Here is a 14,757-nt window from a genome sequence, read left to right as displayed (position 1 = left end):
TCTGAAACTCAACGGACATAAAAGGATTGAGAAGCATAATATTAAACTGCCTATCATGATTTTAAAAACAGTTTTAAATTTTTCAGGAGTGGAAGTATTAAGTAGAGAAGAGCAAATGAATATTATGGGAAAAGGAGATCCTTCTCAAACTGGTCAATGTGCTGTTTATGCCCCACATGGTGCAAATCCGGCAGATTATCCAGAATATCCATGTGTTGGTCCGGAAGTAATTTGCCGAATAAACATAAATGGTGAACTAGAATGTTAGTCAAATTTGTTAGTTAAATAAGTTTTTTTCGTTAAACCGTTTCATTCTTCTGAAACGGTTTTTTTATCTTTTACCTTATAAAGAAAACCGCTTTAATTCATAAATTATACTATTGTTATTTTTTTAAAAAGGGAATTATCATATATTTGACAAGTCATTCATAGCCCTGATAGAAGTGGAAATCCTTTTATGTTTTTTCTTTAGAAAACATAAAAGATTGGAACGGCCCGAGGCTTCGGGAGCAAGAATAGCTACAAATAAATATTAACATTAATTTTGAATATGAAATTACTAGAAGGAAAAGTTGCCATTATTACGGGCGCTAGTCGTGGAATTGGAAAAGGAATTGCTGAAGTTTTCGCTAAACATGGTGCAAATGTTGCTTTTACATATAGCTCATCTGTAGAATCAGCTCAGGCTTTAGAAGCTGAATTGAACGGTTTAGGAATTAAAGCAAAAGGATACCAGTCAAATGCGGCCGATTTTAATGAAGCGCAAACTTTTGTTGATGCTGTTTTGGCTGATTTTGGAACAGTTGATATTTTAATTAACAATGCCGGAATTACAAAAGATAATTTACTAATGCGTATGTCTGAAGCTGATTTTGATCAGGTTATCGATGTGAATTTAAAGTCGGTATTTAATATGACAAAAGCAATTCAGAAGACTTTCTTAAAACAACGTTCAGGTTCTATAATCAATATTAGTTCTGTAGTAGGAGTTTCAGGAAACGCAGGACAAACAAATTATGCAGCGTCAAAAGCTGGTGCAATTGGTTTTACAAAATCAGTAGCATTAGAATTAGGTTCTCGTAATATTCGTTGTAATGCAATCGCTCCTGGATTTATTGAAACAGAAATGACGGCAAAATTACCGGAAGATGTAGTAAAAGGATGGAGAGACGGAATTCCGTTGAAACGTGGCGGAAGCGCTGAAGATGTTGCAAATGCATGTCTTTTCTTAGCATCAGATATGAGCGCTTATGTAACCGGACAAGTTCTTAATGTTTGTGGAGGAATGTTAACGTAAAAGTCTCAGTTTACAGTTTATACTGACTACTAAAAACTATTCTTAAAAACCTCGGTTTTCAGTTCTCAGTTTACACTGATTACTAAAAACTGTCACTGAAAACTATATTATATATGACTACAAACACGATTCTATTATTATTACTTTCTTTAGTAATAGCTGGTGGTTTGTCGTATTTTCAATATTTTTTTAAAGCCAAAAACAAATCTAATGTGATTTGGTTTTTGGCTTTTTTTCGTTTTCTGGCCATTTTTGGGTTATTGGTTTTATTGATAAATCCAATAATTACAAAGAATTCGCTTGAGATTACCAAAACACCTTTGGCAATTGCTGTTGACAATTCGAGTTCTATAACAGCTTTAAAATCAGATAAAAAAGTTGCCGAATTATACCAGAAATTAGTTTCGAATCCGGCGCTTAAAGAGAAATTTGAAATTCAGTCTTATCAATTTGATGCCGACTTTAAACCTTCTTCAACATTTGATTTTAAAGGAAAGCAAACCAATTTAGATGAAGTTGCCAAAAATCTAAAAAGCATCAATAAAAACCTGATTTTTCCAACGGTTATTATTACCGACGGAAATCAAACTACAGGAAACGATTATGTATATCGTTTTGATCCTGTTAATAAAGTTTATCCCTTGGTTGTGGGAGATACAACCACTTTTTTTGATGTAAAAATCAATCAGCTTAACGTAAACAAATACGCGTTTCATAAAAACAAATTTCCGGTTGAAGTATTTCTGCAATATTCAGGAGACAAAACCGTAAATACTGATTTTACGATTTCGCAAGGAAATGCAATTGTTGCAAAAGAGAAAGTTTCATTTTCTCCGTCAAAAAAAACAGCTACTTTAAACTTGCTTTTGCCTGCAGATAAAGTAGGATTACAAGTTTTTAAAGCAACGATTTCATCCAATACAAAAGAAAAAAACAGTTACAATAATGTCAAGAATTTTGCTGTCGAAGTTATCGATCAAAAGTCTGTAATTGCAATAGTTTCGTCAGTAAATCATCCGGATATTGCAGCTTTAAAACGCTCGATTGAAGTTAATGCACAACGTAAAGTAATTTTGGTTAAACCAAATGAAATCAATTTATTGCAAGATGCTTCGGTATTGGTTTTGTATCAGCCAAATGCATCTTTTAAAGCGATTTTTGATAACAACAAATTAGCCGGAACAAATACTTTTATCATTACCGGAAACAACACCGATTTTAATTTTCTGAACCAACAACAGAATAGTCTGGTGTTTAAAATGAGCGGACAAATTGAAGATTATTTAACCGAATTTCAACCTCAGTTTAATTTATTTGCGATCGATAATATAGGTTTTGAAAATTTTCCGCCCTTGCAAAATTTATTCGGAACCATTACAACAAACGGAAATGTTTCAGTTTTACTTTCGTCAAAAATCAGAAACGTTTCTACAAATGCGCCTTTATTGGCTTTCGCCGAAAATCAAGGAAAACGAACCGCTTTTCTTTTAGGTGAAAACAGCTGGAAATGGCGTTTGCAAAGTCATATCGACAATCAGTCATTCGATAAATATGATGTTTTTGTAGATAAGATCATTCAGTATTTGGCGTCGACAACGTCTAAAAAATCTTTAGTTGTAACGCATGAAAGCTTTTATAATTCAGGAGAAGCCATTGTGATCAATGCACAATATTTTAATAAAAATTATGAGTTTGACGAAAAAGCCAATCTTACCATTACCGTTACAAATGCTGAAACGAAACAAACTAAAAATTACGATTTATTAAAAGGAAATAATTCATTCTCAGCAAATCTTGACGGTTTAGCTGCCGGAAAATATAATTTCTCGGTAAAAGAACTGAATACAAATACTACATATTCAAGTCATTTTGAGATTCTGGACTTTGATATCGAAAAACAATTTGTAAATCCTGATGTTGTAAAACTAAAACAACTAGCCTTGCAAACCAACGGAAAAGCTTTCTTCGAAAATCAGGCAGATGATTTGATTCAGCAGCTTCTGGAGAATAAAGACTATAAATCAATTGAAAAGAATGTTTCAACTAAAACACCTTTAATTGATTGGGTTTGGTTATTGGTTTTAATTGCTGTTTTATTGACGACGGAATGGTTTGTTAGAAAATATAATGGGTTGTTGTAAATTTCTAGTATAACTTTGTGAAAATCTTCTGGAATTTCTGTAAAATATTGTAATATAAAATTTTCGTAAACTTCTTTAAGATATAACTTTTCAGTTTAATTTGGAAAAGATGTTAATCTTGAAATATTAAATGATATTTTTATGTAAATAGATAAATATGAAAGTGCAGAATGAAATACATTTATTTGAAGAGAAAAAAGTAAGAACTATTTGGAATCAAGATGAGGAAAAGTGGTATTTTTCTATTGTTGATGTTGTTAGTGTATTAACTCAAAGTATTGATCCAGCTGCTTATTGGCGTAAACTAAAACAACGTTTAAAAGCGGAAGGAAATGAAACCGTGACGAATTGTCACGGTTTGAAAATGAAAGCAACCGATGGTAAAATGAGATTAACGGATGTTGCTGATACAGAACAACTTTTTCGTCTTATTCAATCAATTCCATCATCTAATGCAGAGCCATTCAAACTTTGGCTGGCACAAATTGCATCAGAGAGGCTAGATGAAATGCAAGATCCAGAAATTTCAATCGATAGGGCTTTAGAACAATATTTAAATTTAGGTTATTCTGAAAATTGGATTAATCAGCGTCTAAAAAGTATTGAAGTTCGAAAAGAATTAACAGATGAATGGAAAAGTCGAGGATTAAAAGAAGGGATTCAGTTTGATACTTTAACTGATATTATTTCTAAAGCCTGGTCTGGTAAAACTACCAAAGAATATAAGGTACTTAAAGGATTGAAAAAAGAGAATCTGAGAGATAATATGACCAATACGGAACTTATTTTGAATATGTTAGCAGAAGCTTCTACGAAAGATATTTCGAAAGCAATTAATCCTGAAAGTTTTGATGAAAGCATAGTAGTTGCCCAACAAGGCGGGAATGTTGCTAAAGTAGCTTTAGAAGAATTAGAATCTAAAACTGGTAAAAAAGTTGTAACATCTTTGAATGCTAAAGAAGTACTTCAACAACAAATTCGCGAAGATATACTTGCTGAAAAAAATATTAAAAAATTATAAAAATGGATTTCAGGCTAAAAGTATTTTACACCGTTGCACTCCGCTTAAATTTTACTAAGGCGGCAACAGAATTATACATCTCACAGCCAGCGGTTTCTAAACATATCCAGGAACTCGAAGAAACCTATAAAACAAAACTTTTTGAACGAAACGGTTCTAAAATTTCTTTAACTCCCGCGGGAGAAATGCTGCTAAAACATACTAAAAATATCTTCGAAATTTATCGTGAAATCGATTTTGATATGAGTTCTTTTACCAACGAACGTCAGGGATTATTGCGATTAGGAGCAAGTACAACCATTTCGCAATATATTATTTCGCCTGTTTTGGCACGTTTTCACCAAAAGCAAAAAGATATAAAAGTCAATTTGCTGAATGGAAATACAGAACAAATCGAAAATGCCTTAATCAATAAAGAAATCGAAATTGGGATTGTTGAAGGACAATCTAAAAATCAATCTATTAAATACATTCCGTTTTTAAAAGACGAATTAGTTTTAGTTTGCAATGCCAAAAATCCTTTGGTGAAACAAAATGATATTTCATTAGAAGATTTAAAAACAATGAAATTTATAACTCGTGAACGTGGCTCAGGAACACTTGAAGTTATAGAATACGCATTAAAACAAATTGATTTTAAAATAACCGATTTGCAGATCGAAATGCAATTGGGAAGTACAGAAAGTATAAAGTCATATTTGTTAAATTCAGAATGTTTTGCCTTTATGTCAATACATGCGGTTGATAAAGAACTGAAAAATAATGAACTTATCGTTTTGGATGTTCAGAATTTATCCATCGAAAGATACTTTTATATCATTACATTAGTTGGAAAATCAGATCCTTTATCTGAATTGCTAATTCAGAATATCTCTTCTTTTTATAACTTGAAGTTATAGTCTATTGTTATTTACGATTGGCGAATTCAATATAAACACCGGATCTTTGTAAGGAAATATCAAATTACCTTATTTTGAAAACGAAACAACATCCTGCATCGCATTTATTAGAGGTTAACCTTTATATTCAACAGGCAATTTTTGCTTTAATAATTGCATTGTGTTTATTTTCTATAATTTCGCCCCCAATTGCCTTATTGTTAGGAGTTGTGATGGTAAATGTGTTTGGAAATCCGTTTGTAGAATTCAATCACAAAGCCATAACGTATTTATTGCAATTTTCGGTTGTGGGTTTAGGCTTCGGAATGAATGCAACAAGTGCGCTTTCAGCAGGAAAAGAAGGTTTTTTGCTGACTATATTCTCTATTTTCAGCACACTTATTTTAGGAACTTTTCTGGGAAAATGGTTAAAAACTGATAAAAAAACCTCTCATTTAATTTCGTGCGGAACTGCAATTTGCGGCGGAAGTGCTATTGCAGCGATTTCTCCGGTAATAAAATCAAACGAAAATCAAACCTCGATTGCATTGGGCGTGATTTTTATACTGAATTCTATTGCTTTATTCGTCTTTCCGTTTATCGGACACCAGCTTGATTTATCTCAAAGAGAATTTGGTTTATGGTGCGCCATTGCCATTCACGACACAAGTTCTGTAGTTGGAGCAGCCAATAAATACGGGGCCGAAGCTTTGCAGATTGCGACAACCGTAAAACTCGCAAGAGCTTTATGGATTATTCCGATATCTCTTTTAACGGCTGCAGTTTTCAAAAATAAAAACTCTAAAATCAAGATTCCGTATTTTATAGGTTTGTTTATCGTGGCGATGCTTTTCAATACTTATGTTCCTCAAACCATCATTATAGCACCGTATATTGTGGGTATTGCTAAAATTGGTTTAACGGTAACTTTATTTTTAATTGGCGCAACTTTAAATATAAACACTTTAAAATCAGTAGGAGTAAAGCCTTTATTACAAGGCGTCTTTCTGTGGATATTTATTGCTGTTTTAGGTTTAGCTTCAATATTATATTTCAATTAAAAATAAAACAGCGAGTTTTCACTATTTTACATTGGAAAATTTAACAACAGGTTTGCCGGAAAGTTTATAATGTTTTCCGCTAAACACGTATCTTTTTTCTATTGTAAAATTAAATTGCTTTTTTGTTTTAGACATTGCCGCAACATCACTTGGAGCAGTTGCTTCAAACTCATCATCAGCGCCTGCTTTACTATAATTGCCCGTTGTGGTAACAATAATATCTCTGAAATATTTTTTATTGTTATCTGTAACAACACTATACGTACTTGACCATTTCGTTTTTTCGCTGTTGGTTAGTTCATATTCATATGCTTCCATAATTGGCTGATATTTTCCGTCAAAACCGGCGACAATATAAAGAGTTCCGTCAAAAGGGCCGCCTGCGCCGCCATTTACATGCAATAAAGTAAAAGCATATTGATCTTCTCCAATTTGTAAAAGTTTTGGCTTCGGACATTGCGCAAAAGCTCCAAATGCTGCCACTGCAGGCTGAAAAGATTTCATTTCCCAGATATTACCATTTTTCGCAAATTTGGCTAATCCTAAAAGTCCTCCTGAAAAACGTCCGGTTTGCAAACCATCTTCATCATAAACAGAATGGTTAAAAGCTACTATTTTGAATTGATTTCCTTTAGAATCTGCATAATCAATTGTGTTTAAAAGCCTCGTAGCAACACCGCGTTCGTACGGAAATAACTGATCTCCTTCGACTTCGTTTACATCTTTATAAGCAGCAGGTTTGCATTTTTTGCAATTCCAACTCACAAAAATATTATGATCTGTATTGTATAATTTACCCGGAAATAATTTTTGAATGGTTTTTATTCCATCAAGCTGACCTGAAATAAATAATGTTCTTTTGGGATTTAAAATAGTATCGCTAACATTTTTAAGTTGGACAATATCTTCCTGGGCTGTACAAATAGAGGTAAAAAGCAATAAAAAAAGAAAGGATTTGATAAAATTCATTTGGAGTGTAAGATAATAGTGGAATTCAAATTTACATTGTTTTTTCAAAAGTATACTTTAAATTTTCAAGCTTTTTATAATTAATTTATTTCAGTTAAAACCTTTATTTTAGGGTTTAGAAGTGTTTTAAGGAATTGTTAATTATGCTAAAATAAAGGATGGACTATTTTAGGCTGGGAATGAAACGGAGATGATGTTCTATGGAATATGATAACGCCTCAATTTCAGTCTTATACGAGCGGAAGTCCCAAAAACGTATTACCCATCTTCTTATTTTAATGTTGTTTATAATAAATTGTAATTAAGATTTTTTTCAGTCACAGATTTAAAATTTGAAGAATCTGTGGCTGAAAAATTCTCAATTTAGCCTCAAAATCATATATATTAATTAAATTAACATAATCTTCATTGGTTTATTTTTGAATTATCTTTAAATAAGATAAATTTGCCCCCTCAAACAAATTTACAAATGAAAAAAATTAAAATGAAATCAAAACTAATTACTGTTATAGTATTAGCAATTGGATTTTTGACCTTATCATGGGGAATCGTTGGTCACGAACGTATTAACAAAGCCGCAGTTATGGCATTGCCTCAGCCACTACAGATATTTTTTTACAATCATATTGATTTTATTACACAAGAAGCTTCCGTTCCGGATATTCGTAAATATGCTTTGAATTATAAAGACGAAAATCCAAGACATTATTTTGATATGGAGAACTTTGGAGCCGTAGACAGTATTCCGCAGACTCTAGAAGAAGCAAAGAAAAAATACGATGCTAAATTCCTGAACGATAACGGAATTTTGCCTTGGTATATCGAAGATATGATGGCGAAATTAACCAAAGCTTTCAAAGATAAAAACAGAGCCGAAATCTTGTTTCTTGCTGCAGATTTAGGCCATTATATTGGTGATGCGCATATGCCATTGCATACTTCTGCAAATCACGACGGACAATTAAGCGACCAAAAAGGGATTCATTCTCTTTGGGAAAGCAGATTACCGGAATTATTCGCTAAAAATTATAAATTAAATGTTCCGCAAGCACAGTATTATGAAGATATTCATAAAGCAATCTGGAACATGATTAATGATACACACAGTTTAGCGCAGCCTTTATTAGATATTGATAAAAAACTAAGAACATCGACACCTGAAAATAAGGTTTTTGTTGTAGATGCTGACGGAAAAGTGGCAAAAAGCAAATACAATACCGCTAAATTCTCAGATGAATATGCCACTAAATTGAACAAAGAATTAAACGGAATGGTTGAAAACCAAATGAAAAAAGCCATTGCAGCAACAGCAAGTTTCTGGTATACAGCGTGGGTAAATGCTGGAAAACCAGACTTAAGCGATTTAGATTCATCTGCTGTTACACAAAGAAACAATCAGGCATTAAAAGATGATATAAAACTATTCGAACAAGGAAACTTATTTGGAATGAAGAATCAAAACGACTAAAAAAAGAGTTTCAGGTTTTTTAGTTTCAGGTTTTAAGTTTTAAAAAAGCCTCAAATTCATATGAATTTGAGGCTTTTTTGTTATTGCCAATTTCGACTACAGGAGAAATCACAGATATAACTTGGCATATATTGACAATTTCGTTTAGGGCATTTCTAGTGTGATTTCTCCTGTAATCGAAATGACAAACAAATTAATCTTACAAGAAAAAATCCGTTTAAACTGTGTCATCCGCGTTCCATTTCACAACAATATTCACATCCAATTATTGGAATTTGGAATTTAAAAAATTTAAATTTTATAAACTTATTTCTGATATTTTTTATGTTTCAACATATCGGAAGCTGTTTGATAAAATGAAATCGTCTCCTTTACCAAATCAGTTCTCTCCGTTTTCATTGGAATCTCATTATAATCAATTTGATATTCAGGTGCAATACCAGGTTTTGTATTTATTTGTAAATCAAATTGTTTTACTTGCTGTTTAGGCGATAAAATCGTTAATACATTATCTTTAATCAAACCTAAATCCTGATAAGTTGCGATAAAAGCTCTCGGTTTATAATCCGGTTTTAAAACATCCTGACCAAAGAATTTGCTTTCATAATTAAAATGCAGCAATCCAAAAAGGGTAGGCATAAGATCAATTTGCGACATTAATTTATTATATTTCTCAGGTTTTGCATTTGGGGTGTAAATAAAAGCAGGAATTCTGTATTTATCCAACGGAAGTTCAGTTTTTCCGGCACTTGATGCGCAATGATCTGCAACAATTACAAAAACCGTATTATTGAACCAAGGCTGTTTACGCGCCATTTCAAAGAATTTTCTAAGCGAATAATCCGTGTATTTTACACCGCCATCTCGGGATTTAATATCTCCCGGAATGTCAATTTTATTGTTAGGATATGTAAAAGGCCTGTGGTTACTAACCGTCATAATATGATTAAAGAAAGGTTTATTTTGCTTTGCTTCGGCATTCATAACCTTAATCGCTTTGTTGTACATATCCTCATCGCAAACGCCCCAAACGTTAGAAAATGTAACTTCTTCAGGAGAAAAACTTGATTTGTCGACAATTTCATATCCGTTACCAGTATAAAAATCCTGCATATTATCAAAGAAAGCATCGCCGCCATACATGAATTTTACATTATATCCTTTTTGTTTAAAGACAAAACCAGTCGAAAATTTATTTTTGTTATCTTCTCTTTTTAGAACACTTTCACCTGCAGTTGGAGGCAAACATAAAGTTACCGCTTCAAGTCCGCGAACAGTACGGTTTCCCGCTGCAAACAGGTTAGTAAATTGTAAACTTTTTTGAGCTAAACTGTCTAAAAATGGCGTTATATTTTGCTCATTTCCATACATTTTCATGTAGTCAGCACTTAAACTTTCTATTGTAATTAATACAACATTTTTATGATTTTCAAGAGAATCACCTGTTATTTTCCGAGTAGTATTTTCACCGGAAATAGTTGGAAATTGTTGTTTTAAAAGAGCAAAAGCTTCCTGATTAGGTAATGTTTTATAGAATTTGAAATAATCTAATTTGTTATTCTGAAAAGCCAGATAAAATTTATATAATCCATTAGATTGTAGTTCATTAACAAAAACATTCTTCGAGTTTTCTGTTTTGGCTAAAGTTGGAATTGCAATTAAAGAAACCACAAACAAAACAATATAAATCACTGAGATTTTTATTTTTTCATTAAAAGTTGGAATCTCATTAATATAGTTTTTGGATTTTCTCAGAATAAAATAAGTAAAAATCCCGGTTATCAGAAATAAACCCGAGAATAAAGGAATTACCGGATAAGACTGCATAATATTTCCGATAACTTCATTAGTGTAAATCAGATAATTAACAGCGATAAAGTTGTATTTAACACCAAATTCATTCCAAAAGAAATATTCACTTAATCCATTTTGGAGAATCAATAAAACATATAAAAACAGTACAAAAGCAAATAACCAAAATCTGATTTTGTCCCTTAATTTCGGAAGAAAAAGCAAAAGAGCAAAAAGAGCCGTTTTAATTCCAATAAAAATCAAAACAATTTTTGGTAAAGCGCCTCCATATTCCGTAAAAATACTTTTCCCCGAAGCGATATAAATAAATAGCGCTAAAAAAACACCCAAAATAATATAGCCGGAAGGTTTGTTGTATTTAGAATTTGAAATAAAAATTAAATACAGCCATAAAAACACACTTGCTACAACAAAAACAAAGAAATCTGAAACAAGGCCTAATGCAAAGATTTTCAGGCTTTCAAGTATTGTAAATGCGCTTTGGGTTATAGGATGGAAAAATAAAACAATTCGTAATATAAAGCTTACAGCGAAATAAAATAAAGCTAGATTGTAAAATGGTGAAAATTTCTTGTAAAGAGTCATCTAATTATTTTCTTGCAAAATTAATGGCAATTCATTAGTTCTGGATTAAGTTCTACTTTTACCTTACTTAACGTTATCTTAATATTGGCTTAAGATTGTTTTCTTTGCGCTATTCTTATGGTTTTAAGCGTTTTCTGAGTTCAAAATTTTTATCTTTGAGCATGAAATTTTATAGTTTTAATCTAAATTTAAAATTAAATGCACATTTTAATAGTTGAAGATGAGTTAGGAATTGTTCAGTTTTTACAACAAGGTCTGCAAGAAGAAGGATATCTGATAACAACGGCGAATGATGGCTCAAAGGGTTTTGAATTGATTCAAAATCAAAAATTTGACTTGATTTTATTAGATTGGATGCTGCCAAAAATTAATGGTTTGGATTTATGTAAGGCTATAAGAATCAAGGATCAGAAAACGCCAATCATTTTTTTAACAGCAAAAGACACCGTTCAGGAAACTATAGAAGGCTTAAAAGCGGGCGCAAATGATTATATCAAAAAACCTTTTAGTTTTGAGGAATTGGTAGAACGCATTAAAATCCATTTTAGAAATCAAAAAACAGCAGAAATCCTTACTTTGGGAACAATTACAATTGATTTATCCAAACATGTTGTTTTAAAAAATGATGAAGGAGTTTCTCTTACGCAAAGAGAATTTGAATTGCTGACATACCTTATTAAGAATAAAGGAAAAGTTTGTACGCGTAATCAGATTTTAAAAGATGTTTGGGAAATAAATTTTGAATATGACACAGGCGTAATTGATGTTTTTATGAATGCAATCAGAAAAAAACTCAACCTGAAAATTGAAGAAGATTATATTAAAACAATTCGCGGTATTGGTTATATCGCTAACGATTTATAAATGGCACAGCTTTCTTTCAAAAACAGAATTGCCTTAAACTATATTATCACAACCGGTTTGCTGATTTTGGTAGTTTTTTCGATTATTTATTCCATTGTTAAACACACAGTTTACAGTCATATTGATGAAAATATCAATGTAGAAATCAAAAATCATTTAGAAGAATTAAAGGTCGTAAACGGCAAAGTAATTTTTATTGATGCCGAAGAATGGAAAGAACGCGAGCATAATACTGTTGATGTAAATCCGGTTTTTGTGGAGTTTTTAGACCTGAATAAAAAAGTAATTGAGAAAGCACCAAATCTAAAAACGCAAACTCTTGAATTTAAGGATTCTGTAGAAGATTTTATACTATTTGACACTAAAATGGGCAATCATGCCATTCGACAAATTCAGGTTCCGCTTCATATTAACCATAAAAAAATAGGATATGTAATTGTAGCCATGTCATTAGCAGATTCCAGAATGGTATTGAATAATTTGTTTGATATCATGTCTTTATCATTTTTGGTGATTTTAATATTGCTGTTTTTTATTGCACGATTTTTTGCCGGCAGAAGTATAAAACCTATAAATACTATTATCAATACTTCTGAAATAATTACAAAAGATAACCTGAAAACACGAATTGTATTACCTAAAACCCGGGACGAATTATACACACTTTCTAAAACCATAAATAATTTATTAAACCGAATTGAAGATGCAATCGAACGTGAAAAACAATTTACTTCTGACGCTTCACACGAACTAAGAACGCCTTTAACAGTTATTAAAGGAACACTTGAAGTTTTAATTCGAAAACCCCGTGATAGTAAAGAATATGAAGAAAAAATAAACTATTGCATTAAAGAAGTAGATCACCTAAATATGTTAGTCGATCAGCTTTTATTAATGGCGCGTTTTGAGAATCAAAAACAAGGTATAAGTACGGAATCCGTTTATTTAAATGCATTGATTTTGGATGTTTTAACACTGAATTCTGAGAAGATAAAGAACCTTAATGTCAATATTAAATTTGATGCTTTAGAAGGTTATTATATTAAATCAGATAATTTTCTGGTAGTTACAATTCTCAGAAATATTATTTCGAATGCCATTAAATACACCAAAAAAAATGGAGAAGTTTCGATTTTTCTTTACAGGCAAAATGAAGAAATAATCTGTAAAATTTCTGATAACGGTATCGGAATTGCCAAAGAAGATTTAGAAGCAATTTTTAATCCTTTTTTCAGGTCAAATTCAACAGATCATCCGCATATTAAAGGAACCGGATTAGGTTTGTCTATCGTAAAAAGAATTACAGAACTGCTTCATATTAAGTTTAGAATCGAAAGCGAAATAGGAGTTGGAACTACGGTTTTTTTGAGTTTTAGTGAAAACCTGAAATCGGTATCGTAAATTTAAAAAACGTAACAAAAACAGCAGCAACGATCTTTTTTAACAATAAACTATCGTTAAGTTAAATTAAAAATTGCTTTTTTATTAAATTAACTAGTATATTTGCAACCGAATCAAAGAATTATAAAATAAACCAAGTCATGATTTCTATTCAATTACATCATCATCATTTTCATTATTGCTCTCAGGCGATGTGTTAATGGTATGCATGTAAATCATCATATTTTAAAACCCGTTTGAGTACATCAAACGGGTTTTTTTATACCAATTCTTTGTACTCAGACTATTAATCCAACAAAAACTAAAAAAATGAGTACATTAAAAATTGCAATTCAAAAATCAGGTCGTTTAAACGAAGACAGCATTCAAATCTTAAAAGATTGCGGTATTTCGATCAACAACGGAAACGATCAGCTAAAAGCAGAAGCTTCAAATTTTCCTTTAGAAGTTTTATACCTGAGAAATTCAGATATTCCTCAGTATTTAATTGACGGAGTGGTAGATCTTGCCATTGTGGGCGATAATTTATTGGTTGAAAAAGGAAAACATATTGAAGTAATTCAAAAATTAGGATTCTCAAAATGCAAGGTTTCTGTAGCCGTTCCTAAAACTTTCGAATACAATTCTATTCAGGATTTAGCAGGTTTACGTATTGCAACTTCTTACCCAAATACTGTAAATGAGTATTTTAGCTCTTTTGGATTAACAGTTGATATTCACCAAATTTCAGGTTCGGTAGAAATTGCCCCAAATATTGGCCTTGCCGATGCCATTGTAGATATCGTTTCAAGCGGAAGCACTTTGTTCAAAAATAATTTAAGAGAAGTTGAAGTTATCCTTAAAAGTGAGGCAGTTTTAGCCGTTTCACCAAAAGTTTCTCCTGAAATCCAGAAACATATTGACACCTTAAAATTCAGAATTCAATCGGTTTTAAGAGCCCGAAATTCAAAATATATTTTAATGAACGTGCCAAACGATAAAATTGATGAAATCGGAAAAATTCTTCCGGTTTTAAGAAGTTTAACCGTTTTGCCATTAGCTCAGGAAGGTTGGAGCAGCGTACACTCTGTAATAGATAAAGACACTTTTTGGGATGTAATCGATAAATTAAAAGAGGCTGGAGCCGAAGGAATTTTAGTTTGCCCAATTGAGAAAATGGTTCTTTAAGGGCTTCGTCTGCTTTAGGCTATAAACTTTAAGCTATATGCTAAAAGCCTATTGCCTAAAGCTTATAGCTTAGAGCAAAAATATAAAAGCTTA

At 31.7% G+C, this 14,757-nt stretch carries 12 protein-coding genes; 10 read left to right on the top strand and 2 right to left on the bottom strand.

All coding sequences use genetic code 11. The features are described 5' to 3' along the window. Nucleotides 1-88: 88 nt before the first annotated feature. The 6 genes from ACZ0AH_RS12210 to ACZ0AH_RS12185 all read left to right on the top strand — a co-directional run bounded on the left by ACZ0AH_RS12210 (nucleotide 89) and on the right by ACZ0AH_RS12185 (nucleotide 6,398). The gene (locus ACZ0AH_RS12210; RefSeq protein WP_463476072.1) at nucleotides 89-268 is read left to right on the top strand and encodes a hypothetical protein; all 180 of its coding nucleotides are present in this window, start codon (nucleotides 89-91) and stop codon (nucleotides 266-268) included. 282 nt (nucleotides 269-550) lie between these two features. Beyond that, the gene (gene fabG / locus ACZ0AH_RS12205) at nucleotides 551-1,297 is read left to right on the top strand and encodes a 3-oxoacyl-[acyl-carrier-protein] reductase (RefSeq protein WP_463476071.1); all 747 of its coding nucleotides are present in this window, start codon (nucleotides 551-553) and stop codon (nucleotides 1,295-1,297) included. Nucleotides 1,298-1,410: 113 nt separating this feature from the next. Continuing rightward, on the top strand, nucleotides 1,411-3,438 hold the full coding sequence (locus ACZ0AH_RS12200; protein ID WP_463476070.1) for a hypothetical protein: 2,028 nt from the start codon (nucleotides 1,411-1,413) through the stop codon (nucleotides 3,436-3,438). 157 nt (nucleotides 3,439-3,595) lie between these two features. Further along, nucleotides 3,596-4,459 (top strand): BRO-N domain-containing protein, encoded by an 864-nt coding sequence (locus ACZ0AH_RS12195; protein WP_463476069.1) that lies wholly within the window; start codon nucleotides 3,596-3,598, stop codon nucleotides 4,457-4,459. Nucleotides 4,460-4,461: 2 nt separating this feature from the next. Further along, nucleotides 4,462-5,358: a LysR family transcriptional regulator gene (locus tag ACZ0AH_RS12190; protein WP_463476068.1), complete on the top strand. Its 897-nt coding sequence runs from the start codon at nucleotides 4,462-4,464 to the stop codon at nucleotides 5,356-5,358. 74 nt (nucleotides 5,359-5,432) lie between these two features. After that, complete coding sequence (locus ACZ0AH_RS12185) at nucleotides 5,433-6,398, top strand: YeiH family protein (protein WP_463476067.1); 966 nt, start codon at nucleotides 5,433-5,435, stop codon at nucleotides 6,396-6,398. Nucleotides 6,399-6,419: 21 nt separating this feature from the next. Here ACZ0AH_RS12185 and ACZ0AH_RS12180 read toward each other — a convergent pair whose 3' ends face one another. Then, on the bottom strand, nucleotides 6,420-7,367 hold the full coding sequence (locus tag ACZ0AH_RS12180; RefSeq protein ID WP_463476066.1) for a hypothetical protein: 948 nt from the start codon (nucleotides 7,365-7,367) through the stop codon (nucleotides 6,420-6,422). Nucleotides 7,368-7,836: 469 nt separating this feature from the next. Between ACZ0AH_RS12180 and ACZ0AH_RS12175 the strand changes: the two genes are divergently transcribed. After that, nucleotides 7,837-8,835, top strand: coding sequence for a zinc dependent phospholipase C family protein (locus ACZ0AH_RS12175; RefSeq protein ID WP_463476065.1), 999 nt, complete (start codon nucleotides 7,837-7,839; stop codon nucleotides 8,833-8,835). A 306-nt stretch (nucleotides 8,836-9,141) separates the two neighbouring features. Here ACZ0AH_RS12175 and ACZ0AH_RS12170 read toward each other — a convergent pair whose 3' ends face one another. After that, nucleotides 9,142-11,232: an LTA synthase family protein gene (locus ACZ0AH_RS12170; protein ID WP_463476064.1), complete on the bottom strand. Its 2,091-nt coding sequence runs from the start codon at nucleotides 11,230-11,232 to the stop codon at nucleotides 9,142-9,144. Between the two features lie 198 nt (nucleotides 11,233-11,430). On the opposite strand from ACZ0AH_RS12170, the gene ACZ0AH_RS12165 reads away from it, so the two are divergent. From ACZ0AH_RS12165 to hisG, 3 genes are all read left to right on the top strand, one after another. After that, nucleotides 11,431-12,096, top strand: coding sequence for a response regulator transcription factor (locus tag ACZ0AH_RS12165; protein WP_463476063.1), 666 nt, complete (start codon nucleotides 11,431-11,433; stop codon nucleotides 12,094-12,096). Further along, a complete protein-coding gene (locus ACZ0AH_RS12160; RefSeq protein WP_463476062.1) occupies nucleotides 12,097-13,497 on the top strand; it encodes a sensor histidine kinase in 1,401 nt (466 codons plus the stop codon). Between the two features lie 309 nt (nucleotides 13,498-13,806). After that, nucleotides 13,807-14,664 (top strand): ATP phosphoribosyltransferase, encoded by an 858-nt coding sequence (gene hisG / locus ACZ0AH_RS12155; protein ID WP_026985136.1) that lies wholly within the window; start codon nucleotides 13,807-13,809, stop codon nucleotides 14,662-14,664. The last annotated feature ends 93 nt before the right edge of the window (nucleotides 14,665-14,757 follow it).

It is taken from the genome of Flavobacterium sp. AC105 (assembly GCF_979258495.1).
The sequence above is the reverse complement of the archived record's forward strand: the minus strand, read 5'-3'. Positions and strand labels throughout refer to the sequence as shown.

Bases quoted from the DNA above. Each gene is read 5' to 3' on its own strand.
- fabG (WP_463476071.1), top strand. From the start codon at position 551: ATGAAATTACTAGAAGGAAAAGTTGCCATTATTACGGGCGCTAGTCGT.
- ACZ0AH_RS12200 (WP_463476070.1), top strand. From the start codon at position 1,411: ATGACTACAAACACGATTCTATTATTATTACTTTCTTTAGTAATAGCT.
- ACZ0AH_RS12195 (WP_463476069.1), top strand. From the start codon at position 3,596: ATGAAAGTGCAGAATGAAATACATTTATTTGAAGAGAAAAAAGTAAGA.
- ACZ0AH_RS12190 (WP_463476068.1), top strand. From the start codon at position 4,462: ATGGATTTCAGGCTAAAAGTATTTTACACCGTTGCACTCCGCTTAAAT.
- ACZ0AH_RS12180 (WP_463476066.1), bottom strand. From the start codon at position 7,367: ATGAATTTTATCAAATCCTTTCTTTTTTTATTGCTTTTTACCTCTATT.
- ACZ0AH_RS12175 (WP_463476065.1), top strand. From the start codon at position 7,837: ATGAAAAAAATTAAAATGAAATCAAAACTAATTACTGTTATAGTATTA.
- ACZ0AH_RS12170 (WP_463476064.1), bottom strand. From the start codon at position 11,232: ATGACTCTTTACAAGAAATTTTCACCATTTTACAATCTAGCTTTATTT.
- ACZ0AH_RS12165 (WP_463476063.1), top strand. From the start codon at position 11,431: ATGCACATTTTAATAGTTGAAGATGAGTTAGGAATTGTTCAGTTTTTA.
- ACZ0AH_RS12160 (WP_463476062.1), top strand. From the start codon at position 12,097: ATGGCACAGCTTTCTTTCAAAAACAGAATTGCCTTAAACTATATTATC.
- hisG (WP_026985136.1), top strand. From the start codon at position 13,807: ATGAGTACATTAAAAATTGCAATTCAAAAATCAGGTCGTTTAAACGAA.